This is a genomic window from Pseudomonas sp. SC3(2021) (assembly GCF_019856535.1).
In the GTDB taxonomy this organism is placed as follows: Bacteria; Pseudomonadota; Gammaproteobacteria; order Pseudomonadales; family Pseudomonadaceae; genus Aquipseudomonas; species Aquipseudomonas monsensis.
Window position 1 is genome coordinate 5,273,533 of the sequence record NZ_CP082236.1, and the last position, 25,341, is coordinate 5,298,873.

Consider the following 25,341-nt stretch of genomic DNA (forward strand, 5'->3'; position numbering starts at 1 on the left):
CCATGAACGCCCCCCTGCCATCCGAACCGGGCATCCGCGTCAGCCTCGCCGAGCTGATCGAGATGCGCCATCGTGTGCGCGAGGTGCAGCTGTTTTCCACGCCGAGTCAGCGCAGCCCGCTGATCGGCCTGCACCACTCGAAATTCCGTGGTCGCGGCGTCGACTTCGATCAGGTGCGGGTCTACCAGGCTGGCGACGACGTGCGCACCATCGACTGGCGCGTGACGGCGCGCACGCAGGAGCCGCACACCAAGCTGTTCCATGAAGAACGCGAACGGCCGATTTTCATCATGGTCGAGCAAAGCACGCGGCTGTTTTTCGGTTCCGGGCTGATGTTCAAGTCGGTGCTCGCGGCGCAAGCGGCGGCGCTGATCGGCTGGGCCGCGCTGGGCCACAACGACCGGGTTGGCGGGCTGGTGTTCGGCGACAACGAGCACTACGAAATCAAACCGCGCCGCAGCAAGCAGAGCCTGCTGCAATTGCTCAACCGCCTCGTGAAGGTCAATCAGTCGCTGCATTCGGAGCGTGAGGCGGATCGTGATGCACTCGGCGTGGCCCTGCGGCGGGCACGGGAAGTGTTGCGTCCGGGCAGTCTGGTGATCGTGATCTGCGACGAGCGCGCGTTGTCCGACAGTGCCGAACAGCAACTGAGCCTGCTGTCGCGCCATTGCGACCTGCTGATGCTGCCGCTGTCCGATCCGCTGGATCACGCCCTGCCCGCTGCCGGCCTGTTACGCTTCGCCGAGCGCGGTGCCCAGCTGGAACTCGACACCCTCAATTTCGACCTGCGCCAGACCTACCGCGCCCAGGCCGAAGCGCGCATTGCCCGCTGGGAATTGCTCGCGCAGAAACTGCGGGTGCTGCTGATGCCGCTGAGCACGCAAAGTGAAATGGTCGAGCAGATGCGCGAGTTCCTTAATCCGCAGCGGCCGGGGACCGGGCGATGAACGGCCTCGAACAACTGCAACCGCTGATTTCGCCGCCACCGATTGCCTTCTGGCCGCCGGCGCCGGGCTGGTGGCTGCTGCTGTTGCTGCTGCCATTGCTCGGCTACGGCGCGTGGCGTTTGCGCCGCTTCATCCCGCTCAAGAAGCGCCCGATCGTGCGCGCCGAACAGCCGCTGGACCCGGTGCGCCTCGCCGCCCTCGCCGAACTCGCCCAAATGCCCAAGCCCTATGACGGCGCGCCGGCCGGGGCCTGGCTGCAACAGCTCAACGGCCTGCTCAAGCGCTTGTGCCGCAACCATTACCCTTATAGCCAGAGCCACACACTCAACGGCCGCAAATGGCTGGCGTTCCTCGATAACCGTTGCCCGGCGGCCGGCCTGACGCGCTGGATGGTCCTGGTCGAAGGCGCCTACAAACCGGAATGCAAACTCGACGACAAAGCCATCGCCGGCCTGACCCAGGCCGTCGACACCTGGATTCGCAAGCATGTTTGAGTTCGCCTGGCCGTGGATCTTTGCCCTGTTGCCGCTGCCGTGGCTGATGCGTCTTGTGCTGCCGGTGGCCGACAGTGGCGAGCCGGCGTTGAAAGTCAGCTTTCTCTCGGACCTTGAAGGCCTCGCCCGCCGTCGCGCCCGGGCCAATCTGCCGGCGTGGCGTCAGCAGGCGCCATTCATGTTGCTGTGGTTATTGCTGTTGACCGCAGCGGCGCGCCCGCAATGGCTCGGCGAGCCGCTGCCGATTGCCGCCAGTGGCCGTGATCTGCTGGTGGCGGTGGACGTGTCCGGTTCGATGGACTTCCCCGACATGCAGTGGCAGGACGAAGACGTCAGTCGCTTGTCGCTGGTGCAGCACCTGCTCGGCGACTTTCTGGAAAGCCGCGATGGCGACCGCGTTGGCTTGATCCTGTTCGGCAGTAAGGCCTATTTGCAGGCGCCACTGACCTTCGACCGTCACACCGTGCGGGTCTGGCTCGACGAAGCGCGGATCGGCATCGCCGGCAAGAACACCGCCATCGGCGACGCCATCGGTCTGGCCCTGAAACGCCTGCGCCTGCGTCCGGCACAAAGCCGTGTACTGATTCTGGTCACTGACGGCGCCAACAATGGTGGCGAGATTGATCCGCTGACGGCGGCGAAACTGGCGGCCAGCGAAGGCGTGAAGATTTACCCGATCGGCATTGGCGCTAATCCTGAAGACAGCGGTTCGACCGGTTTGCTTGGGGTCAACCCGAGCCTGGACCTCGACGAGCCGGCGCTCAAAGCCATTGCCGAGGCCACCGGCGGCCAGTATTTCCGCGCCCATGACGGCAAGGAACTGCAAGCGATCAAGGACACCCTCGATCAGCTCGAGCCGGTGACCCAGCAACCGACCGAGGCGCGCCCGGCGCAAGCCCTGTATCAGTGGCCGCTGGCCCTCGCCCTGTGGCTGAGCCTGTTGCTGGTCGCTCGCGAGTTGTGGCCGGACAATCCGCTGCAACGCCTGTTCACCAAGGAGCTGTATCTGCAAAGTCCGTTGCCTGACTGGCGCGAGCGCCTCAAGCGTCTGCGTCTGCGGAGGCGCCGATGATCGCGCTCTGGCCGCACTGGTTCCGTCCGTGGTGGTTGCTGCTGTTGCCACTGCTCGGCTGGCTGCTCTGGCAACTCTGGCATCGGCAGAAACGTGCCGGGCGCTGGCAGATGATTCTGCCGCCGGCGTTTCATGCCACCCTGCTCAGCGGCGGTAACGGCCGCGACAGCAAGTTGCCGTGGGTCGCCCTCGGTTCGGCGTGGTTGCTGACGACACTGGCGTTGCTCGGGCCGAGTTGGGAGCGGGTCGAACAGACCAGCCAGAAACCCGCCGACCCGCTGGTGGTGATCCTCGAACTGACCCCGGAGATGCTCGCCACCGACTCACCACCGACTCGCCTGGAACAGGCGCGGCGCAAGCTGTTCGACCTGTTGCAGGCGCGCAGCGATGCGCAGACTGCCATCGTCGTCTACGCCGGCAGCGCACACACGCTGGTGCCGCTGTCGGATGACCTGGCGACCAGTCGCAATCTGCTCGACGCGCTCAAGCCGTCGTTGATGCCGGAAAGCGGCCATCGCGCCGATCTGGCGGTTGGCAAAGCGCTGGCCCTGCTGAAACAGGGCGCGCTTGGTCAGGGGCGGATTCTGTTGATCGGCTCGTCGCTGGATGAAGAAGAACGCCAAGGCATTCGCCGGGCACTGAGCGGTCAATCGCCACAATTGCTGATGCTCGGCATCGGCACCGCCGAAGGTGCGCCGATCGCCCAGGAGGACGGCAGTTTCCTCAAGGACGAACAAGGCGCGATCCGCGTCCCGCAACTCGACAGCCCGGGGCTTGCAGCCTTCCTCAACAGCGTTGGCGGCGAATACCACGCCGCGCGTCTGGACGAAAGCGACCTGGGCAGCCTCGGCCTGCTCAACGGCCCGCGCAGCTTGCGTGACGATGGCCAGACCGTGCGTCTCGACACGTGGGCCGATCAGGGTTACTGGCTGCTGTTGCCGCTGTTGTTGCTCGCCGCTTGCGCCGGGCGCCGTGGGTGGTTGTTCTGCCTGCCGCTGCTGTTTTGCTTGCCGCAGCCCAGCTACGCTTTTGAATTCGAAGACTTGTGGCTGCGCCCCGACCAACAAGGCCTGCACTTGCTCAAACAGAAGCGCCCGGCCGAAGCCGCGCAACATTTCGCAGATCACCAGTGGCAAGGGGTAGCGTTGTACGAGGCCGGCGACTACAGTGGCGCCGCCCAGCGCTTCGCCGAAGGCAGCGATGCCCGCGCCCACTACAATCGTGGCAACGCCCTGGCAAAAAGCGGTGAGCTGGAAGCAGCCATCGACGCCTATGAACAGGCGCTGGAACTGCAACCGGATCTGCGTCCGGCGCAGACCAACAAGGCGCTGGTGGAAAACCTGCTGAAGCAGAAACGCACCCCGCCGCCACCCGAGCCGGAAAAATCCCCGGCGCAGCAGAATCTGCCCGGCGACGAACCACCGCCGGCGACCGCACCGCCCCCGGCGGTGAACAGCGAGACCCAGAGCGAGGCGCATCCCGCCGAGTCGGCCAGCGAACCGCCCGCAACCGCACCGCCGCAGCCAGGCCCCAACGAAGTGCCAGGCAGCGATGAGGAAGAACAAACGGACACCGTGCCGACGCTGCGCCCGAGCGAGAACAACCTCGAAGGCGAGCAACGTCAGGCCCTGGAACAATGGCTGGGCAAGATCCCGGACGATCCGGGGGAATTGCTGCGACGCAAATTCTGGTACGAACAGCAACAACATCAGGATCAGGAAAACACTCGATGACCCGCTTCACCGCTCTCTTGCTGCCCCTGCTGATCTGCACGGCCACCGCCCAGGCGGCCGAGCTGACGGCCAGCGTGGATCGCAGTCGCCTGAACTCCGGCGAGACGGTCGAGCTCACCCTCGAAACCAACGATGTCACCCAGTTCGGCAAACCTGACCTGACGCCGCTGGAAGCGCTGTTCGAAGTGCGTGGCACGCGCCAGGTCAACCAGTTGAACACCCTCAATGGCGACAACCGCGCGACCACCCGCTGGATCATCACCCTGCTGCCGAAAGAGAACGGCAGCGTGGTGATTCCGCCGCTGCAACTGGGTGACGTGCAGAGCCAGCCGATCACCGTGCAAGTGGTCGAGAGCGACACCCGCGAAGAGAAAAACAACCTCGACCCGGTGTTCATCGAGGCCAGCCTCGATCAGTCCAGCGTCTATGTGCAGGCCCAGGCGATCCTGACCCTGCGCATCTACCATTCGGTGTCGCTGTACGACGACAGCAGCCTGACCCCGCTGCAAATCGCCGATGCGCGAATCGAGCAGCTCGGCGACACCCGCACCTATGAGAAAGACATCAACGGCGTGCGCCATGGCGTGATCGAAATGCGCTATGCGATCTACCCGCAGCACAGCGGCTTGCTGACCATCGCGCCGCAGATTTTCAGCGCCACGCTGGTCGACACGCAGCCCGCGCAGGACACGACCGCACAAGGCCCGAAACCGGGCAAGCTGATGCGCGTCAGCTCTTCGCAAATCCCGCTGACGGTCAAACCCAAACCCCTGACCTACCCGGTCGACGCACCATGGTTACCGGCGCGCAGCCTGAGCCTGAGCGAGAGCTGGAACCCGGAGCCGGAACACACGCAAGTCGGCGATTCCCTGACCCGCAGCCTGACGCTGCGGGTCGAGGGGCTGGCCAGTTCGCAACTGCCGACCCTGCCCGGCACCGACGTCAACGGCCTGCGCCGCTACCCCGATCAACCGGTATTGAGCAACCAGAGCACTGACCGGGGCCTGGTCGGCAGCCGCGAAGAACGCGAAGCCTTGGTGCCGAGCCGCAGCGGTTCGATCGAATTGCCGACCGTGGACGTGGTGTGGTGGAACACCTTCGAAGACCATCTGGAACACAGCAGCCTGCCCGCGCGCACCCTGCAAGTGGCGAACAATCCGAGCCTGCAGGTCGATACGCCGACCGGCAACCTGCAACCGGGCGTCGTCGATAACGATGTGTTGTGGTGGTGGAAACTCAGCACGCTGATTCTGGCCTGCACCACCCTGCTCGGCTTCGGCCTGTGGTGGCGCGCACGCTGGCAACCGGCGGTGCATCGTGCCGCGCAAACCGGGCCGAGTCCGCGCACCTTGATGGACGACATCAAACGGGCGTGCCAGGCCAATGATCCGCAAGCGACGCGGCAGGCGCTGGATGCGTGGGCGCGGCAGCAACCGGAGACGCTTGCCGATATGGCGGCGCGCTTTGTGCCGCTGTCGGATGCACTCGACGGTCTCAACGGCGCGCTGTACAGCGAAACCGGCCAGCACTGGCAAGGTGAGGATCTGTGGCGGGCGATTCGCACGATTCCAGCGGCGGAGCGGGTGCAAGACCCGGTGGCTGACAGCGGCTTGCCGCCGCTCTATCCGAAATAAACCGTCCCCGGAATGCAGGGAATTCCGTGGTGAGGGCGCTTGCTCCCTCGCCACAACCTCCACGGCCCAGCACCGCTGTCGCCACATCAGCCCTCCTGCCGCAATAATCTGTAAACTCTCCCCTCTTTCGCCGCCGTCATTTTCCAGCGGCCATTACCTCTTTTACTGTTGCGGAGTCCACCTTGCGTCTGTTCCACACTTCCGACTGGCACCTTGGGCAAAACCTGCACGGCCAGGAGCGCGATTTCGAACATGCGTGCTTCCTTGAATGGCTGCTGCGTCAATTGCAACTGGCGCAGCCGGATGTGCTGCTGATCGCCGGTGACATCTTCGACACGGTCAATCCACCGGTCAAAGCCCAGGAACGCCTCTACGATTTCATCGTCAGCGCCCACGAACAGCAGCCGTTGCTGACCATCGTGATGATTGCCGGCAACCACGATTCCGGCTCACGGATCGAACTGCCCGCGCCGTTGATGCGCCGTTTGCGCACGCATGCGCTGGGTCGGGTGTTGTGGCTGGATGACGGGCAACTGGATGCCGATCGTTTGTTGCTGCCATTGCCGGATAAAACCGGAGAAGTCGCCGCGTGGTGCCTGGCGCTGCCGTTCCTGCGTCCGGCGGAGGTGACTGGCGCGCATCTGGGCGACAACTATTTGCGTGGCATCGGCCAGGTGCACGAATGGCTGATCGAGGCGGCCAACGCCAAACGCCAGCCCGGTCAGGCGCTGGTCGCCATCAGCCATGCGCACATGGCCGGCGGTTCGGTGTCGGAAGACTCCGAGCGCAGCCTGATCATCGGCAATGCCGAAGCCCTGCCCGCCAGCCTGTTCGGGCCGAGCATCAGTTATGTCGCCCTCGGCCATTTGCACAAGCCGCAGAAGGTCAACGGTGAAGAACGCATTCGCTACAGCGGCTCGCCGATCCCGTTGTCGTTTTCGGAGATTGGCTATCAACACCAGATCCTCGACATCATCCTCGACGGCGAAACCCTGGTCAGCGTCGAGCCGAAACTGATTCCGCGCTCGGTCAACCTGCAACGCATTGGCCCGGCACCGCTGGCCGAGATTCTCCTGCAACTGGCGGACCTGCCGAACATCGACCTGCTCGCCGAAACCCAGCGCCAACCGTGGCTGGAAGTGCGTGTGCGCCTCGACGAGCCGCAGCCGGACTTGCGCCATCAAGTCGAAACCGCGTTGCAAGGCAAAGCCGTGCGGCTGGTACGCATCGCCGCTGAATACGCCGGTAACCGTGGCGCGAACGGCGAGGAGGATGGCACCGCGCTGATCGAACTCGACCAACTCACCCCGCAGGAACTGTTCAGTCGCGCCTGGCTCGACAACTACGGCAACGAGGTCGATGAGCAGACGCTGAAGGACTTCGCCGAACTGCTGCAAGACGTACAACTGGAGGGCGAGCAGCCATGAAGATTCTCGCCATTCGCTTGAAAAACCTTGCCTCGCTGGCCGGGCCGTTCGAGATTGATTTCACCGCTGAGCCATTGGCCAGCGCCGGTTTGTTCGCGATCACCGGCCCGACCGGCGCGGGTAAAAGTACCCTGCTCGACGCCCTGTGCCTGGCGCTGTTCGGTGCCGTGCCGCGCCTGAACAACACCGGCCGTGACGCCAAAGTCCCGGATGCCGACGGCGAAATCGCCACCGGCGACCCGCGCACCTTGCTGCGACGTGGCACCGGTGAAGGTTATGCAGAAGTGGATTTCGTCGGTGTCGATGGCCGTCGTTACCGTGCGCGCTGGGAAGCCAACCGTGCCCGCGAGAAGGCCGGCGGCAAGTTGCAGGCCAGCCGGCAGAGCCTGCGCGACATCGACCAGGATCAACTGCTCGCCAGCCAGAAAGGCGAATACAAGACTCAACTGGAAGCTGCCCTCGGCCTGAACTTCGAACAGTTCACCCGCGCCGTGCTGCTGGCGCAGAGCGAGTTCAGCGCGTTCCTCAAGGCTGACGACAACGATCGCAGCGAGCTGCTGGAAAAACTCACCGACACCGCGCTGTACACCCGCCTCGGCCGCCGCGCCTTCGACAAGACCAAAGAGGCCCGCGAAGCGCACAAGCTATTGCAGGATCAGGCCACCGGCGTGACCCCGTTGGCGCCCGAAGCCCGGGCTGAACTGGATCAGCGTTTCAACGCCGCGCAACAGCAATTGAAACGGCAACAGGCGCAGCTCAAGCAACTTGAGCAGCAGCACAGCTGGCTCAAGGACTTGCGGGTGCTGCAAGACGCGCAGCAAGCTGCATCCGAGCAACTGCACAGTGCCCAACAACATTCGGAAAGTCTGGCTGGCGAGCGGGTGAAACTGACGCGCCTGGAGCAGCTCGGTCCACAACGACACCAGTTCGCGCGCAAAACCGAACTCGATGCCCTACTGACGCCACTGGCCGCGCAAATCGCCGCGCACACCCGGCAACACGCCGAACTGACTGAGCGCCAGACGCAGCTGGAGCACAACCTCGAAGCGGCGAAAATCGCCCTGAGCGAAGCACAACAACGACAAAGCGAAAACGCGCCGCTGTTGCGTCAGGCCTTTGAAGAGCAAAGCACCCTCACCCGTCTGGCCAAGGAAGTCGCCCAAAGCGCCGAAGCCAGGCTCAATGCGCAGCAGGCCTGCACTGAGGGACACAACGCCATTCAAGGCTTGCTGGAAAAACAGAGCCAGGTTGCCGAACGCCTGCAACGCATCGCCGCCGAGCTTGAGCAAAGCGCTCATCTGGCGCCGCTGAGCGACGCCTGGAATGCCTACCGCGATCGCCTGCAACAGCTGATGTTGATCGGCAATCGTTTGAACAAAGGTCAGACGGAACTGGCGAGCCTCGAAGAAAACGCCACGCGCAGCGCCGCAGAGCTGACCACACAGAAACAGCAACTTGAAGTGCTGTTCAAAGAGGCCGGCGCCGAACCCGATGCCGTCGCCGAACAGATCGGCATTCTCGGCACGCTGCTGCAGGACAACCGCAAGCAACTGCGTGCGATTGAAGACCTGTCGCGGTTGTGGGTCAGCCAGCAGGAGCTGGACAAGCGCAGCGCCGAGCTGCAACAACGCCAGCTCAGCGCCCAGCAGGAACGCGAACGCCTGACCCAGGACGGGGTAAAAACCAAAGCCGAGCTGACGGTCGCCGAACAAACCCTGAACGTCACCCGCGAACTGCTCGAACGCCAGCGTCTGGCGCGCAGTGCCAGTGTCGAAGAGTTACGTGCACAGTTGCAGGACGACCAGCCGTGCCCGGTCTGTGGCAGCAACGAGCACCCCTATCATCAGCCCGAAGCCTTGCTGCAAAGCCTCGGCCGCCATGATGAAAGCGAACAGGCCAACGCTCAGCACGTGGTCGATCAGCTCAAGGAAAAACTCATCGAGCTGCGCGCCGAAGTCGGTGGCGTGATCGCTCAGCAAAAGGAACTGCTGCAACAGCAGGAACAACTGGCCGCGCAGCAACAGGCGCTTGCGCCGAGCCTCGACGCGCATCCGCTGACTGCTCAGTTACTGAATCAGGACACCGACAAACGCGATGCCTGGCTGACCCGGCAAAACGAGCAGTTGAACCAGAGCATCAGCCAGGACGAACAGCGCCAGAGCGCCCTGCTCACCCTGCAACAGGACGCGGCGCGTCTGACTCAGCAATTGCGCCAGGCCGAAACCGCGCACCAGCAAGCGGCGCAGCACCTGAGCAATCAGCAGCGCGAGTTGAGCAGCGATCGTCAGCGTCTCGACGAAGAACTCGCGGCGTTCGGCAACTTGCTTGCAGCGGACACGCTTGAGGCCTTGCGCCTCGAGCCGGCGGCGACGTTCATGCAGCTGGACCGGCAGATTGCCGAGCGTCTGGCGCAGGTCGAGCAGCAAAAGGAAGAACTGGCCGAACAGCAGCAACGTCAACAGACGCTGGAGAAGGAACAGGACCGCCAACTGAGCCGCGTCCAGCAGCAGCAAAACGCCGAGCAGCAGTTCAGCACATTGGCCGCGCAGCAACAGGCCTGTCAGACCCAACTCGCGCAACTGCTCGGCGAACACAGCAGCGCCGAGCACTGGCAGCAGCAACTGGAACAGGCCGTGGAGCAGGCGCGCAACGCCGAGACCAGCACGACTCAGGAACTCCAGGATGTGCGCACGCAACGCGTGCAGACCGGCGCCGAACTCAAGGCTCAGCAAGAACGCTTGCAAGCACTGCAAAGCGAAGACAGCGAGCTGACGCAAAAGATTGCCGACTGGCGCGCCCGACATCCAGAACTCGATGACGGTGGCCTCGAAGATCTGCTGCGGGTCGATGACGGTCAAGTCGCCGAACTGCGCCAGCGCTTGCAGCACACTGAAAAAGCCATCGAGCAGGCCAGGGTCTTGCTGCAAGAGCGCGACCAGCGCCTGCTCGATCATCAGGCGCAACACAACGGCGACCTCGATGCCGAGCAACTGGCCAGCGCCCTCGCCGACCTGCAAAACCAGTTCAACATCAGTGAACAGCAATGCGCCGAACTGCGCGCCGAACAGGCAGAAGATCAGCGCCGGCAAAACGCCAATCAAGCGCTGGCGCAGCAGATCGCCGAGGCCTACGCCGAATATCAGCGTTGGGCACGGCTCAGCGCGCTGATCGGGTCCGCCACCGGTGACACATTCCGCAAAATCGCCCAGGCCTACAACCTCGACCTGCTGGTGCATCACGCCAACGTGCAGTTGCGCCAACTGGTCAAACGCTATCGCCTCAAGCGCGGCGGCAGCATGCTCGGCCTGCTGGTGATGGACACGGAAATGGGCGATGAACTGCGCTCGGTGCATTCGTTGTCCGGCGGCGAAACGTTCCTGGTGTCGCTGGCCCTCGCATTGGGGCTGGCGTCGATGGCGTCGAGCACACTGAAAATCGAATCGCTGTTTATCGACGAAGGCTTTGGTAGCCTCGATCCGGAGTCGCTGCAACTGGCGATGGATGCGCTCGACGGGTTGCAGGCCCAGGGCCGCAAGGTGGCGGTGATTTCCCACGTACAGGAAATGCACGAGCGGATTCCGGTGCAGATTCAGGTGCAGCGTCAGGGCAATGGTTTGAGCACCCTGGAGGTGAAATGAATACGCTGTATTCATTCCGCCGCTGCCCCTATGCGATGCGTGCGCGGATGGCCCTGCGTTATTGCGGGGTGCCGGTGGAGATCGTCGAAGTCAGCCTCAAGGCCAAGCCCGCCGAGATGCTGGCGATCTCGCCCAAGGGCACGGTGCCGGTGCTGGATGCCGGTGGGCAGGTGATTGACGAGAGTCTGGAGATCATGCGCTGGGCCTTGGCGCAGCATGATCCGCAGGGCTGGCTACTGGGCGGTGATCCACGGATTGCCGAGTTGATCGAGGCCAATGATCAGGTGTTCAAGGTGCATCTGAATCGCTACAAGTACGCCGAACGCTATCCCGAGCAGCCGATGGAAGTTTATCGGGCTGAGGGCGCGTTGTTTTTGCAGCGTCTGGATGAACTGCTGACCGATCGTGAGTACTTGCTGGCCGATCATGCCAGCCTGGCGGATATCGCCCTGCTGCCCTTCGTTCGGCAGTTTGCACATGTTGATCGTGAGTGGTTTGCGCAGACGCCTTACGTGCGTTTGCAGGCATGGTTGCAGCGCTTCCTCGAATCCGACCTCTTCACCTCGATCATGAAGAAGTAACCCCGAATTCCTGCTACCGAACACCTTGTGGCGAGGGGATTCATCCCCGATGGGCGGCGAAGCTGCCCTGAAATCAGAAACCTCGGTGTATCAGAACAATCCAGTTTGCCGGGTCTGGGGCCGCTTCGCGGCCCATCGGGGATGAATCCCCTCGCCACAGTGGTTCGCGTTGTCTAGGCGAGTGCGTTGCACATGCCGAGTGCCATGCAATCCACTTCAAAGGGGCCGAGAAAATCGGCAGAGACTTTCATCGGTGGATTGCCGGCCATCAGCCCCAGGGTATTTGCCCGTTCGATGTTGTGCGCGATGGTGTGATTGGCCTCTATGGCCCGTGCCAGTGCGCCGACCGAACCCTGACCGAAGCCGAGTAACGCAGCGCCGTTGGTCATCAGTGCCAGACCGGCGATGACCCAAAGTCTGTAGCCTTTCATGCTCCGCCTACCCCTGCGAGTTCCTCCCGATCGACCAGCACGCTGTCTGCGCGGTGTTCGAACTGAATGCCGGGGTGTGCGACCTGGATCGGCGCGTCGAAGTTGTGTTGAGTCTGCGCAGCGACGCTGACGAACAACACCAGGACCAGGTAAAGACCAATGGCCATATAGGCGCCGCGCCTGGCTGAGGTGATGATTGCACTGGCCATGATGTTTCTCCGTGGGCATGTTTCAGTGCCGTCAGGATCAATCAAAAAAACCGTGCTAACCACTCAGGGTTTGCCATAGTAAACATCAACCTGGTTGATTATTTAGCCGGTCTATCTCCGCGATGGAGAAAACCTGTCGAGCGGAGATTTTTCGATCACGCAAACGTGCAGGCGCTGCCGAAGGCTGCGATCTTTTGACATTCAAGATGCAAAGATCGCAGCCTTCGGCAGCGCCTGCTGGGCGTTGTTCGAAGCGGGCATTTCAGTGTTGGGCTTTGTGATCCAGGGCGGCGTAGAAGTTGGCGCTCTGTTGCAGGTATTTCTGGGTGTAGCTCTGGGTGTGGGATTTTTTGCTGGCGATTTCAACGTTGGCGCTGGCTGGCAGGGCCACGGTGGCAGAGATGGCGGAAGCGGCGATGACGGAGAAGAGATTGAAGTTCATGGCGGTAACCCTCGTATTCGTTTGGCTGGCTTGCCCGGTTGGGCCGTGAAGCAAACTTAACGCTCGAGGGTTGATCGCTTGAAATGCTTTGTAGCATTACCGGATATCAGCGCGATTAATACAAAGAGACAGGCCCCGTAATCCGGGGCCTGTGGCTTATTGTCGCAGCAAAAACTTCAGGTCACTCGGGGCGTCCATCGGCAGTTTTTGCACGGTTTTGCCGAGCATGCCGGTCTTGGCATCACGCTCGACAACAACAATGTCGTTGCTCTTCTGGTTGGCGATCAGCAGAAACTTGCCGCTCGGATCGAGGCTGAACTCCCGTGGATGATCGCCCTCCACCGAACGTTTTTGCAGCTCTTTGAGCTGGCCGTTCGCCGGATCAATGCTGAACACCAGCAGCTGATTGGCCGTGCCACGGTTGCTGACGTAAAGAAACTTGCCATCGGCCGATGCATGCAGCGCGGCAGCGGCTTTGTCAGAGGTTGGCTGCCCAGCGGCCAGATCGACCAGTTGCGTCTGGGTCAGTACACCGTCGTTGTAATCGAACACCGCGACTTGCGCGCTCATTTCCATGGTCAGCCAGGCATGTTTGCCATCAGCGCTGAACAGCAAATGACGTGGGCCGCTGCCGGCAGGCAACGCCACAGAAGCGGTTTTCGCCGGGGTCAGCGGCAGCTCCGGATTGGCCTTCGGGTCGAATTGATAAATGAAGACTTTGTCCGCGCCCAGATCATTGGAGAACACGTAGCGGCCGTCCGGCGAAGAAACCGTCGAGTGCACGTGGTTCGAGGCCTGGCGCTCAGGATTGACCCGGCTCGCCGGGTGCGCACTCATCTGCACCACTGGTTTGAGTTTGCCATCCGCACCGACCGGCAATACCGCCAGCGTTCCACCCGGATCTTCCACCACCGAATAGTTGCTGACGAACAGATGGCCGGCATCGCCGCTGAGGCTGGAATGAGTCGGCTCGTTGCCCAGGCTCTGCACTTGATTGATCAGGCTCAAGGCGTGGGTCTTGGGGTCGATCGAATAGCTGCTGACACGGCCAACCGGGTCTTTCTGGCCCGGGCCGTTTTCGTTGACCACGAACAGACGTTTCTGGTCTTTGGACAGGGTCAGCCACGACGGGTTTTCGCTCTTCACCACTTGCAGCGGCTTGGCGTCGATCTGGCCGGTGGTGCTGTCGAATTTCATGCGATAGATGCCCTGGCTGCTACCGGCGGTGTAGGAGCCGACCAGCAACTGGAAGGTCTCGGCGCTGGCCGTGGACAGGCCCATCGCGCCAACGCTGCCGGCCATCAACAACGGCCATAATTTACGCATGTTCATTAATTGTCATCCTCGTCATCACTGCTGCTGACTACATCGCCAAGGCAGACCAGGCGGTGTTCGCCCGTGGTTTTGGTGTCGCTGGCATAGCCAACGATCAACCAGCTCTGCAGGTCTTCGTCAAACGTCGCCGCTGCAACCTGCGCCGGCGTGAACTCCCAATGCTTGGCCGCGCGGCCGTCGATGCATTCGATGTGCAGGTTGTCGTCTTCGTCGAGGGCGAATTCGAAGGCATGCAGGCCGTCGATTTCCACCATACCGCAGTGTTCGAGGGCGTTGAGAAGGGTTTGGGCAGTCATGGCAATCAAGTCTTTCAGGGGGAAATCCGGCAATGATAGCTCATTGTTGGCGCAGAACCCTGTGGGAGCTGGCTTGCCAGCGATAGCAATGTGTCAGACACATCAATGTTGAAGGTGCCGTCCTCATCGCTGGCAAGCCAGCTCCCACAGGGATATCCGCTTTCAGTTACAACGCATCGCGCGAAGGCTTGCCATCCACCAAGCGCTGAATGCGCAGCGGGTTAGCGTTTTTCAGTGGCTCCGGCAGCAAGCTGTCGGGGTAGTTCTGGAAACACACCGGGCGCAGGAAGCGGTCGATCGCCAGCGTGCCGACTGAGGTGCCGCGGGCATCGGACGTCGCCGGGTATGGGCCGCCATGCACCATCGCATCGCACACCTCGACACCGGTCGGATAACCATTGAGCAGGATCCGCCCGACCTTTTGCTCGAGCAACGGCGTCAGTTCCGGGAAGCGTTCGAAATCCGCCTGCTCGCCGATAATCGTCGCCGTCAGTTGCCCGTGCAAGCCGTTCAACGCGGCACTGAGTTGCGCTTTGTCCGCGACCTCGACGATCACCGTGGTCGGGCCGAACACTTCTTCCTGCAGCACTTCGTCGCCGTCGATCAACAGGCTGACATCAGCCTTGAACAACTGCGGTTGCGCCTGATTGCCCTGCTGCGGATTACCCGCCAGATGCTCGATGCCGGGATGCGCGGCCAGCTTCTGCAAGCCTTTGCCGTAGCTGCCGAGGGTGCCGGCGTTGAGCATGGTTTGCGCCGGTTGATCGCCGATCAAGGCGCCGACCTGCTGCACGAAAGCCGTGAACTGCGGCGAACGAATACCAATGACCAGACCGGGATTGGTACAGAACTGACCGCAGCCCTGCACCACCGAAGCGGTCAGGTCACGGGCAACGGTTTCCGAGCGTTCGGCCAGTGCCTGCGGCAGGACGATCACCGGGTTGATGCTCGACATCTCGGCGAACACCGGAATCGGTTGCGCACGCGCAGCGGCCATGTCGCACAGCGCACGTCCGCCCTTGAGCGAACCGGTGAAACCTACCGCCTGAATCGCCGGGTGCTTGACCAGCCACTCACCCACGCCGCCACCGTAGATCATGTTGAATACGCCGGCCGGCATCGCGGTTTTCTCCGCGGCACGGATCAACGCATCGGCCACCCGCTCAGCCGTGGCCATGTGGCCGCTGTGGGCCTTGAATACCACCGGGCAACCGGCGGCCAGTGCCGCCGCGGTGTCGCCGCCGGCGGTGGAAAACGCCAGTGGGAAGTTGCTTGCGCCAAACACCGCTACCGGGCCGAGACCAATACGGTATTGGCGCAGATCCGGACGCGGCAATGGCTGGCGATCCGGCAACGGCAGGTCAATGCGCGCACCGTAAAAATCACCCCGGCGCAGGACTTTGGCGAACAGACGCATCTGCCCGCTGGTGCGTCCGCGCTCGCCTTGAATGCGTCCGGCGGGCAATGCGGTTTCCCGGCAGACCAGCGCGACGAAATCATCACCGAGCGCATCCAGTTCATCGGCGATCGCGTCGAGAAACTGTGCACGCCGTTCAGCACTAAGGCTGCGGTACGCCGGGTACACCGCCGCAGCGGCCTGGGCGGCGGCAGCGACTTCCTGCTCGGTGGCCTGGATGAATGCGTAGGGCAGGTTTTCACCGGTCGTGGCGTCAACGCTGTGCAGTTTGATGTCGCCAGCCGCGCTGCGCTGACCGCCGATGTAGTTGTGACCGAGAATCTGCGTCATGGGATCTCCTTAAAGGGTGCCGATGCTGTTCGGTTGAAATGCCGCTGCAACCGGTGCGATACCGTTGACCAGCGGAGCGCCGAAGTCGGCCTGGCTGATTTCAAATACATCGCCCGGCCGGCTGCGAATGCCATCGGCGAACGACAGGGTCGCAGTGCCGAAGAAATGAATGTGCACGTCGCCCGGACGCAGGAACTGGCTGTATTTGAAGTGGTGGTACTCGAGGTTGGCGAGGCTGTGGCACATATTGGCCTCGCCACTGAGAAATTCGCTCTGCCACAGCACTTCGCCGTCGCGCAGGATGCGACTGGTGCCTGCCAGATGTTGAGGCAATTCACCCGTGCGAAGTTCCGGACCGTAGCTGCAACTGCGCAATTTCGAATGCGCGAGGTACAGGTAATTCTTGCGTTCCATGACGTGGTCGGAGAATTCGTTGCCGACTGCGAAACCCACGCGATAAGGCTTGCCATCGTGGCCGATGACGTAGAGGCCAGCCATCTCCGGTTCTTCGCCGGCGTCCTCGGCAAATGGCGGCAGCGGGAATGGCTGGCCCGGACGCACGACGATGCTGCCATCGCCTTTATAGAACCATTCCGGTTGCACGCCGGCCTGCCCTGTTTGCGGTTTACCGCCCTCCACGCCCCATTTGAAGATGCGCATGGTGTCGGTCATCGCCGCTTCGTCGCCAGCCTGCTGGTGCATCTTGTCCCGCGCCGAGGCGCTGCCCAGGTGCGTCAGGCCGGTGCCGCTGACCAGCAGGTGCGCCGGGTCCGGGTGATCGAGCGGAGGCAGGATGCGCAGGTCCTTGAGTAACTGCGCATAGTCATGGCTGCCACCGAGGCCGAGCGTGTGCACATGCTGCTCAAGGGTCGCGCCGGCTTCGATCGCGGCCAGCGCCAGATCGCGCACGCTGCGGGCGTCCCGCACTTCGCGGACCAGACCGTTGTCGACCACGCCGACGCGGCGTTCGCCGTTGGTTAATTCGAATTGAACCAGATGCATGATTTTCTCCTATTCCCTCTAAAAAACACCGCAGATCCCCTGTGGGAGCGAGCTTGCTCGCGAAAGCGGTGTCTCAGTCACTCACAATGTTGAATGTGATGGCCTCTTCGCGAGCAAGCTCGCTCCCACAAGGGATTTGCGTCGCTTCCAGCATTCAGGTTCGGGTGGCACCGCGTGCACTGGCGGCAAATTGGTCGGCTGGCAGCACATGCTTGCGTTCAAGCACGCGATAAACCACACCGGTCAACATCAAGCCGAACACCATCACCCCGCTGAGGAAATACAACCCCGAACCCAGGTTGCCGGTGTACTCCTTCAACGCCCCGATCACGAACGGCCCGATATAGCCGCCGAGGTTGCCGACCGAATTAATCAACGCGATCCCTGCCGCCGCACTGGCGCCCGCGAAGAACCGCCCCGGCAAGGTCCAGAACACCGCCGTGCAGGAAAACAGCGCAAATGCCACCAGGCACAGCGCCGCCAGTTGCGCCAATGGCACCGACAGCCAGGCACTGAGGAACAGGCCGATCGCACCCAACACATAGAGCACCGCCAAGTGGCCGTAGCGATCGTTCATCCGATCAGAACTGCGCGGCACGATCAGCAGGCCGACGATGCCGAAGATGTACGGCACCGACGAGACGAAACCGGTCACCAGGTCGCTGCCGCCAAACTGTTTGATCAGCGTCGGCAACCACAGACCGAGGCCATAAATGCTCAGGGTTACTGGCAGATAAAACAGCGCCAGCAGCAACACGCGTTTGTCTTTCAAGGCATGCAGCGGGTTGCCGTGACGGGTCTGGCCGTATGCCTGCAAATCCTTTTTCAGCTCGCCGGTCAGCCAGTCTTTCTCGCTTTGATCCATCCATTGCACCTGCTGCGGGCCGTCCGGCAGCCAGCGCAGCACCGGCCAAGTCAGCAGGATCGCCGGCGTACCGATGACGATGAACAACCACTGCCAGCCGTGCAGACCGAGGATGCCGTCCATGCCCAGCAAGCCGCCGGACACCGGGCCGGTGATCATCATCGCGATCGGTTGGGAGAGGATGAACAGGCCGAGGATCTTGCCGCGATGGCGCACCGGGAACCATTGGGTGATGTAGTAGAGAACGCCGGGAAAGAAGCCCGCCTCCGCCGCGCCGAGCAGAAAACGCATGACGTAGAAACTGTGCGGGCCCTGAACGAAGGCCATGCCGATGGTGATCGCACCCCAGGTGATCATGATCCGCGCAAACCAGCGCCGTGCGCCAAAGCGTTCAAGCATCAGGTTGCTGGGGATTTCCAGCAGGAAGTAACCAATGAAAAACAGCCCGGCACCCAGGCCATAGGCCGCATCGCCAATGCCGATATCGGCGCCCATGTGCAGCTTGGCGAAGCCGACGGCGGAGCGATCCACGTAGGCAATCAGGTACAGCAGGATCAGGAAGGGAATCAGTTTCAGCGTGATGCGGCGAATAAGCCGCAATTCCTGGCTCATGGGGTCGGTCTCCGATTGTTGTTTTTATAGAACCTCAGGGGACGCCTCTCACTGAAAACCGCCAGGGCCATCCCTCTGTCGAAAACGACTATATAGTATTACTAATTACCCAACAACACTTCCAAATGGCCGATTTTGCGCTTATGTTAAGCCGAAGCTGGAACACTATAGTCATACAATAAGAGAATCGATCATGTCTGATAAGAAACCCACCCTGCGCTCGGCCCAATGGTTTGGCACTGCCGACAAGAACGGCTTCATGTACCGCAGCTGGATGAAGAATCAGGGCATCGCCGACCACCAGTTCCACGGCAAGCCGATCATCGGCATCTGCAACACCTGGTCGGAACTGACCCCGTGCAACGCGCATTTCCGCCAGATCGCGGAGCACGTCAAACGCGGGGTGATCGAGGCCGGCGGGTTCCCGGTGGAATTCCCGGTGTTCTCCAATGGCGAATCGAACCTGCGCCCCACCGCCATGCTCACTCGTAACCTGGCGAGCATGGACGTTGAAGAAGCAATTCGCGGTAACCCGATTGACGGGGTGGTGTTGCTGACCGGTTGCGACAAAACCACCCCGGCGCTGCTGATGGGCGCGGCCAGCTGCGACGTGCCGGCCATCGTCGTCACTGGCGGGCCGATGCTCAACGGCAAGCACAAGGGCAAGGACATCGGTTCCGGCACGGTGGTCTGGCAACTGAGCGAACAGGTCAAGGCCGGCACCATCACCATCGACGATTTCCTTGCGGCCGAGGGCGGCATGTCACGCTCGGCGGGCACCTGCAACACCATGGGCACGGCATCGACCATGGCTTGCATGGCCGAAGCACTCGGCACGTCCTTGCCGCACAACGCGGCGATTCCGGCGGTGGATGCGCGGCGTTATGTGTTGGCGCACATGTCCGGCATGCGCGCGGTGGAGATGGTTCGTGAGGATTTGAAACTGTCGAAGATCCTCACCAAGGAGGCCTTCGAAAACGCCATTCGGGTCAACGCGGCGATCGGCGGCTCGACCAACGCGGTGATCCACTTGAAAGCCATCGCCGGCCGCATCGGCGTCGAACTGGATCTGGACGACTGGACGCGTATCGGGCGCGGTACGCCGACTATCGTCGACCTGCAACCGTCCGGGCGTTTCCTGATGGAGGAGTTTTATTACGCCGGTGGTTTGCCGGCGGTGCTGCGCCGTCTCGGTGAGGCCAATCTGATTCCCAATCCGAACGCGCTGACCGTCAATGGCAAGACACTGGGCGAAAACACCAAGGACGCGCCGATTTACGGTGAAGACGAAGTGATCCGTCTCCTCGACAACCCGATCCGCGCCGACGGCGGCATCTGCGTGTTGCGCGGCAACCTGGCGCCACTCGGTGCCGTGCTCAAGCCGTCCGCCGCCACCCCGGAACTGATGCAGCATCGCGGCCGCGCCGTGGTGTTCGAGAACTTCGACATGTATAAGGCGCGGATCAACGATCCAGAGCTGGACGTGGATGCCAACTCGATTCTGGTGATGAAGAACTGCGGGCCGAAGGGTTATCCGGGCATGGCCGAAGTCGGCAACATGGGCTTGCCGGCCAAGCTGCTGGCGCAGGGCGTGACCGACATGGTGCGCATTTCCGATGCACGCATGAGTGGCACGGCGTACGGCACGGTGGTTTTGCACGTGGCCCCGGAAGCGGCGGCCGGCGGGCCTCTGGCGGCGGTGCAGGAAGGCGACTGGATCGAACTCGATTGCGCCACCGGGCGTTTGCATCTGGACATTCCGGATGCCGAACTGGCGGCGCGGATGGCCGATCGGCAGCCACCGCAGCAACTGCTGGTGGGCGGCTACCGTCAGCTGTACATCGACCATGTGCTGCAGGCGGATCAGGGCTGCGACTTTGATTTCCTGGTCGGTTGCCGAGGTGCGGAAGTGCCACGCCATTCTCACTGATCACACAAATCCCTGTGGGAGCGAGCTTGCTCGCGAAGACGGCGGTACATTCAACTGTAATGTTGTTTGATCCATCGCTTTCGCGAGCAAGCTCGCTCCCACAGTTGTTCTTTACCCGCCTCAAGATTGTGCCGTGCCTGCTATGATGCGCGGCATCTCCATCGCTCAGGATCGCGCCGCTCCCCATGGATTACCGCAAACCTTCCGACCGTAAAAGCATGCACTCGCGCATTGTCCAGGAACTGGGCATGCAGATCGTCTCCGGACGCTTTTTGCCCGACGACAAACTGCCCGCCGAAGCCTTGCTCTGCGAGGAATACGCGGTCAGCCGGCCGGTGTTGCGCGAAGCCACACGGGTGCTGGTGGCCAAGGGGCTGGTGTATTCCAAACCACGGGTCGGAACCGTCGTCAAAGCGCGCCGCGAATGGCACATGCTCGACCCGGACGTGCTGCACTGGCTGATGCAGAGTAGCCCGCAGAACGAATTCTTCAATGTGCTGACCAGCGTGCGCAGCATCATCGAACCGGCCGCTGCCGCCCTCGCCGCCCAGCATGCGACCGAGGCCGACATTGCGGCGATTGGTGAGGCTTACCAGCGCATGGAAGCGGCGCCGACACCGGAAGCCTTGCTGCAACCGGACCTGGATTTCCACAGCCGGATTGCCGATGCGACGCACAATGATCTGTTGGCGAACCTGTGCAACATGTTGTCGGTGGCGATTGCCGAGGCGTTGAAGCACTCGAATCAGCGGCCGAATCTGCATGAATTGGCGTTGCCTCGGCACAAGGCGATTTTGACGGCGATTGAGAATCGTGATGCCCTTGGTGCTCGGCATGCGACGTTGGTGCAACTGGATGATGCCCGCAGCGCATTGAGTGCTGTGCTTGGCGCTGAACTTACCTAAGACTTGAGATCTTCTGCCCTCACCCTAGCCCTCTCCCAGAGGTAGAGGGGACCGATTGGGGGATATTCAAGAACTACGCCGACTTGAACGATCTGCTGTGAATCCATAATCGACTCGGCATCTCAAGTCGAACGATTTGCTGTGAATCCATAATCGACTCGGCATCTCAAGTCGAACGATTTGCTGTGAATCCATAATCGACTCGGTGTTTCAGGTCGATGTATCAAGTCGCACACCTCGGTCAGTCCCCTCTCCCTCCGGGAGAGGGCTAGGGTGAGGGGCTGTTGATCTTGAGCCACAAAAAAAGCCGCAACCCTAAGGTTGCGGCTTTGTCGTTTGAGCCCTTCAGATCAATGCGCAAACAGCGAATTGCCCTTCTGCCCCGCCAGTTTCTCCGGCTTGATCAGGAACTTCGCCAGGGCCGGCAGCAGCCACAGCGCGCCGAACATGTTCCAGAGCAGCATGAAGGTCAGCATCAGCCCCATGTCGGCCTGGAACTTGATCGCCGAGAAGATCCAGGTGCACACGCCGATGGCCAGGCACAAACCGGTGAACAGCACGGCTTTACCGGTGGATTTCAGGGTCTGGTAATAGGCTTCCTGCAACGGCAACCCCGCGCGCAGGAAACTTTCCAGGCGGCTGTAGATGTAGATGCCGTAGTCCACGCCAATCCCCACACCCAGCGCCACCACCGGCAAGGTCGCGACCTTCACGCCAATGCCCATGAACGCCATCAGTGCGTTGCCGAGTACCGAGGTCAGCACCAGCGGCAGGACGATGCACAGGGTCGCCGCCCACGAACGGAAGGTGATCATGCACATTACCGCCACGCAGATGTACACCAGGATCAGGATGGTCAGCTCGGCCTGCTTGATGACTTCGTTGGTGGCCGCTTCGATCCCGGCGTTACCGGCCGCGAGAATGAATTCCAGACCGTCCTTGTTGTTGGCCTTGGCGAATTCCTGCACCGCATGCACCGCGCGATCCAGGGTTTCAGCCTTGTGATCGTTGAGGAACACCAGCACTGGCGCCAACGAGCAACTGTTGTTATACAGGCCATCGGCGCGGGCAATCGAGTTGTTCAGCACGTCCGGGTTGCGTGACAGGGTTTCCCATTTCAGGTTGCCCTCGTTCATGCCCTTGATCATCTGCTTGGACACCGTCACCAGCGAGATCGCCGACTGCACGCCCTCGGTGTTCTGCATCTTCCACATCAGCTCATCAATCGGCGCCATGGCCTCAAAGCGCGAGCAACCTTCAGCCTTGGTCTTGACCATCACCACCAGCACGTCGGAACTGGTCGAGTAGTTATTGATGATGAAGTTGTTGTCCTTGTTGTAGCGCGAGTCCGGCCGCAGTTCCGGCGCGCCTTGGTCGAGGTCGCCGATTTTCAGGTTCTGGCTGTACCAGAGGCCGCCGCCGAAGGCGATCAGTGCCAGCACCACCGAGATGCGTGCGACTTTCGGGTTGGCGAAGTTCGACAGCAGGCGCCAGAACGGATGTTCGCGGTTCGCATCTTTCTTGCTCTTGGCGATGGCGCGTTTGCTGATGCCGACATAGGAAATGGCGACCGGCAGCAGGATCAGGTTGGTGAACACGATCACCGCCACGCCGATTGACGCGCCGATGGCCAGTTCGCGAATCACGCCGATGTCGATGATCAGCAGCGTGATGAAGCCCACCGCGTCAGCGAGAATCGCGATCATCCCCGGCAGGAACAGTTGCCGGAAGGTGCGCCGCGCCGCGGTCAGGGCGTTGTCGGCTTCACTCGATTGCAGGGCGATACCGTTGATCTTCTGCACGCCGTGGGAAATGCCGATGGCGAAAATCAGGAACGGCACCAGCATCGAATACGGGTCGAGTCCGAAGCCGAAGAAGTGCATCAAGCCAAGCTGCCAGACCACCGCGACCAGCGTCGTACTCAACACCGCAATGGTGCTGCGCAGGCAGTTGGTGAACCACAGCAGCAGGATCAGGGTGATGACGAAGGCGATGCCGAAGAACAGCACCACCATCACCAGACCGTCGATCAGGTCGCCGACCTTCTTGGCGAAACCGACGATGTGGATCTTGACGTTGGGGTTCTGCGCTTCGAACTTGTTGCGGATCTTGTCTTCGAGCTCATGGGAGAACTTGCGATAGTCCAGGGCCAGCAACTTGCCCTGGTCTTCCGGGTCCGGGTAGGACTCCAGCAGCGGGATATCGACGATGCTCGACTTGAAGTCGTTGGCCACCAGGCGCCCGACTTGCCCGGACTTGAGCACGTTGTTGCGCAGCAGGTCGAGGCTGTCCTGAGAGCCGTTGTAGCTCTGCGGGATCACTTCGCCACCGGCAAAACCTTCTTCGGTCACTTCGGTCCAGCGTACGCTCGGGCTCCACAGCGACTTGAGGCCAGAGCGGTCGACGCCGGAGATGTAGAACACCTCGTCGTTGATCTGCCGCAGGGTCTCCATGTACTCCTTGGAGAAGATGTCGCCGTCCTTGGCCTCCACCGAAATGCGCACGGTGTTGCCCAGGTTCGCCAGATCGTTGCGGTGCTCCATCATCTTCTCGATGAACGGATGCTTGAGCGGAATCATTTTTTCGAAACTGGTGGACGGCCGGATCAGCGTGGCCTGCCAGAACAGGAAAATACTCACCACCAGACAGATCAGAATCACCGCCGGGCGGTTGTTGAAAATCAGGCGTTCGAGAAACGTCGCCTTGTCCTGCTGAGGAGTGATCAAGGAAGTCATAGCCCCGCCTTCTTATTATTGATCTCGGCACCGTTCGGCAGCGTGGTGTGGACACCGCCCTGCCCGGTCAGAATCAGGTTGCCGTCACCGGCAGCGGCGACCGATGACAGCGAAATACGATCCGGGCGGTTGAACACGCTGAAGGTTTCGCCGTTGTCGCTGCTGCTGATCACCGAACCGCCGTTACCGACGATCACGATCGAGCCGTCTTCGAGCAGGGTCGCGCCGGACAGGCCGAATTCCAGCGCACCGCGTGCGGCTTTCAGCTCGACCTGCTCCCAGGTGCTGCCGAAGTCGGTGGAGCGATAGAGGTTGCCGCGCAAGCCATAAGCCAGCAGGGTCTGCGGTTGCGCCGTGCCGATCACGCCGAACAGCGAACCTTCGTACGGGCCTTCGAGTTTTTCCCAGGTCTGGCCCCAGTCGGCGGAGCGAAACATGCTGCCCGACTCGCCGACGATGAACAGCCCGGCATCCTTCACCGCCGCAATGGCGTTGAGGTGGAACTGGTCTTCGTTGTCGAGGCGGTCACTGACGTCTTCCCAGTGCTTGCCGCCGTCGGTGGTTTCCAGCAGCGCGCCGTAAGCGCCCACGGCCATGCCGCTGTTGACGTCCTTGAACCAGACGTCGAGCAGCGGCGATTCACGTTTGAGGTCTTCGAATTGCTTGCTCCAGGTCAGACCGCCGTCTTCGCTGGCAAGGATCTGCGCGTCATGGCCGACGGCCCAGCCGTGTTTGTCATCGACAAAGTACACCGCCGTCAGCAGTTGCCGGGTCGGCACCTTGGCCTGGGTCCAGGTCTTGCCCTGGTCGTCGGAATAGAGAATGTGCCCGCGATCACCCACCGCCACCAACCGGGTGCCGGCGTGGACGACGTCGAGCATCAGGCTTTTCGCGGCTTTGGCTGATGCGGTGGCGTAAACCACGTCGGCCGGCGCTTCGGCAGCACTCACAGGTGCCGACAAGGTGGCAAAGCCCAGCAGCGAGAGTGCTGTGGCCAGCAACGCGGTGTTGCGTAACGCCGGCGGGCGGCAACGACTCATAAACCTTCCCCTATTTATTATTGTTAGGCCATTTGGCCTTCAAGGGCGCCGCAAGTGTGCTCCGCTGACGGCTAGTCAGAAGCATAGTCCTGAAACCCGCAATCCAGAGCCACTTCGGAAGCTGGCTCATCCTATCGGGCTTTCGAAACGTCTGACAATCGGCGCCACGTTATCTTTTGTTAACCGAAAGCGGCCCTCTGTAACGAATGAATTTCCCTGTGGGAGCGAGCTTGCTCGCGAAAGCGGTGGATCAGCCAATAAAGAGG

The 25,341-nt window shown here is 61.8% G+C and carries 20 protein-coding genes; 10 read left to right on the top strand and 10 right to left on the bottom strand.

The features are described from left to right. Positions 1–2 precede the first annotated feature (2 nt). From K5Y35_RS23420 to K5Y35_RS23455, 8 genes are all read left to right on the top strand, one after another. The gene (locus tag K5Y35_RS23420) at positions 3–947 is read left to right on the top strand and encodes a DUF58 domain-containing protein (RefSeq protein ID WP_222833083.1); all 945 of its coding nucleotides are present in this window, start codon (positions 3–5) and stop codon (positions 945–947) included. Beyond that, positions 944–1,441, top strand: coding sequence for a DUF4381 domain-containing protein (locus K5Y35_RS23425; protein ID WP_222833084.1), 498 nt, complete (start codon positions 944–946; stop codon positions 1,439–1,441). The genes K5Y35_RS23420 and K5Y35_RS23425 overlap by 4 nt, the downstream gene beginning before the upstream one ends. Next, complete coding sequence (locus tag K5Y35_RS23430; RefSeq protein WP_222833085.1) at positions 1,434–2,513, top strand: vWA domain-containing protein; 1,080 nt, start codon at positions 1,434–1,436, stop codon at positions 2,511–2,513. The genes K5Y35_RS23425 and K5Y35_RS23430 overlap by 8 nt, the downstream gene beginning before the upstream one ends. Continuing rightward, positions 2,510–4,246, top strand: a complete 1,737-nt coding sequence (locus K5Y35_RS23435; RefSeq protein WP_222833086.1) for a vWA domain-containing protein — start codon at positions 2,510–2,512, stop codon at positions 4,244–4,246. Before K5Y35_RS23430 ends, K5Y35_RS23435 begins: the two co-directional genes overlap by 4 nt. Continuing rightward, positions 4,243–5,880: a BatD family protein gene (locus tag K5Y35_RS23440; RefSeq protein WP_222833087.1), complete on the top strand. Its 1,638-nt coding sequence runs from the start codon at positions 4,243–4,245 to the stop codon at positions 5,878–5,880. Before K5Y35_RS23435 ends, K5Y35_RS23440 begins: the two co-directional genes overlap by 4 nt. 182 nt (positions 5,881–6,062) lie before the next feature. After that, positions 6,063–7,307, top strand: coding sequence for an exonuclease SbcCD subunit D C-terminal domain-containing protein (locus K5Y35_RS23445; protein WP_222833088.1), 1,245 nt, complete (start codon positions 6,063–6,065; stop codon positions 7,305–7,307). Continuing rightward, a complete protein-coding gene (locus K5Y35_RS23450; RefSeq protein WP_222833089.1) occupies positions 7,304–10,945 on the top strand; it encodes an AAA family ATPase in 3,642 nt (1,213 codons plus the stop codon). Before K5Y35_RS23445 ends, K5Y35_RS23450 begins: the two co-directional genes overlap by 4 nt. Further along, positions 10,942–11,526: a glutathione S-transferase gene (locus K5Y35_RS23455; protein WP_222833090.1), complete on the top strand. Its 585-nt coding sequence runs from the start codon at positions 10,942–10,944 to the stop codon at positions 11,524–11,526. Before K5Y35_RS23450 ends, K5Y35_RS23455 begins: the two co-directional genes overlap by 4 nt. A gap of 173 nt (positions 11,527–11,699) precedes the next feature. On the opposite strand, the gene K5Y35_RS23460 is transcribed toward K5Y35_RS23455, so the two are convergent. The 8 genes from K5Y35_RS23460 to K5Y35_RS23495 form a co-directional block, all read right to left on the bottom strand. Beyond that, complete coding sequence (locus K5Y35_RS23460) at positions 11,700–11,957, bottom strand: hypothetical protein (RefSeq protein WP_123468014.1); 258 nt, start codon at positions 11,955–11,957, stop codon at positions 11,700–11,702. Next, entirely contained in the window at positions 11,954–12,166 is a 213-nt protein-coding gene (locus tag K5Y35_RS23465) for a hypothetical protein (RefSeq protein ID WP_222833091.1), read from the bottom strand. The genes K5Y35_RS23460 and K5Y35_RS23465 overlap by 4 nt, the downstream gene beginning before the upstream one ends. A gap of 262 nt (positions 12,167–12,428) precedes the next feature. Then, positions 12,429–12,608: a hypothetical protein gene (locus K5Y35_RS23470; protein WP_041062495.1), complete on the bottom strand. Its 180-nt coding sequence runs from the start codon at positions 12,606–12,608 to the stop codon at positions 12,429–12,431. 156 nt (positions 12,609–12,764) lie between these two features. Continuing rightward, positions 12,765–13,940, bottom strand: a complete 1,176-nt coding sequence (locus tag K5Y35_RS23475; RefSeq protein WP_222833092.1) for a lactonase family protein — start codon at positions 13,938–13,940, stop codon at positions 12,765–12,767. Next, on the bottom strand, positions 13,940–14,239 hold the full coding sequence (locus K5Y35_RS23480) for a DUF5629 family protein (protein WP_123469157.1): 300 nt from the start codon (positions 14,237–14,239) through the stop codon (positions 13,940–13,942). Before K5Y35_RS23480 ends, K5Y35_RS23475 begins: the two co-directional genes overlap by 1 nt. 166 nt (positions 14,240–14,405) lie before the next feature. Beyond that, positions 14,406–15,986, bottom strand: a complete 1,581-nt coding sequence (locus tag K5Y35_RS23485) for an aldehyde dehydrogenase (NADP(+)) (protein WP_222833093.1) — start codon at positions 15,984–15,986, stop codon at positions 14,406–14,408. A 9-nt stretch (positions 15,987–15,995) separates the two neighbouring features. Further along, positions 15,996–16,988 carry an AraD1 family protein gene (gene araD1 / locus K5Y35_RS23490; RefSeq protein ID WP_128613763.1) on the bottom strand — a complete coding sequence of 331 codons (993 nt, stop codon included), beginning with the start codon at positions 16,986–16,988 and terminating at the stop codon, positions 15,996–15,998. A 154-nt stretch (positions 16,989–17,142) separates the two neighbouring features. Further along, positions 17,143–18,465 carry an MFS transporter gene (locus K5Y35_RS23495; protein WP_128613765.1) on the bottom strand — a complete coding sequence of 441 codons (1,323 nt, stop codon included), beginning with the start codon at positions 18,463–18,465 and terminating at the stop codon, positions 17,143–17,145. A 193-nt stretch (positions 18,466–18,658) separates the two neighbouring features. Here K5Y35_RS23495 and K5Y35_RS23500 point away from each other — a divergent pair, with 193 nt between their 5' ends. Both K5Y35_RS23500 and K5Y35_RS23505 read left to right on the top strand, forming a co-directional pair. Then, complete coding sequence (locus tag K5Y35_RS23500) at positions 18,659–20,395, top strand: IlvD/Edd family dehydratase (protein ID WP_222833094.1); 1,737 nt, start codon at positions 18,659–18,661, stop codon at positions 20,393–20,395. 185 nt (positions 20,396–20,580) lie between these two features. Further along, entirely contained in the window at positions 20,581–21,300 is a 720-nt protein-coding gene (locus K5Y35_RS23505) for a FadR/GntR family transcriptional regulator (protein WP_123467997.1), read from the top strand. Between the two features lie 350 nt (positions 21,301–21,650). Here the strand turns inward: K5Y35_RS23505 and K5Y35_RS23510 are convergent, their stop codons facing one another. Next, positions 21,651–24,035 carry an efflux RND transporter permease subunit gene (locus K5Y35_RS23510; RefSeq protein WP_123467995.1) on the bottom strand — a complete coding sequence of 795 codons (2,385 nt, stop codon included), beginning with the start codon at positions 24,033–24,035 and terminating at the stop codon, positions 21,651–21,653. Beyond that, complete coding sequence (locus K5Y35_RS23515; RefSeq protein WP_222833095.1) at positions 24,032–25,075, bottom strand: WD40/YVTN/BNR-like repeat-containing protein; 1,044 nt, start codon at positions 25,073–25,075, stop codon at positions 24,032–24,034. The genes K5Y35_RS23510 and K5Y35_RS23515 overlap by 4 nt, the downstream gene beginning before the upstream one ends. Positions 25,076–25,341 lie beyond the last annotated feature (266 nt).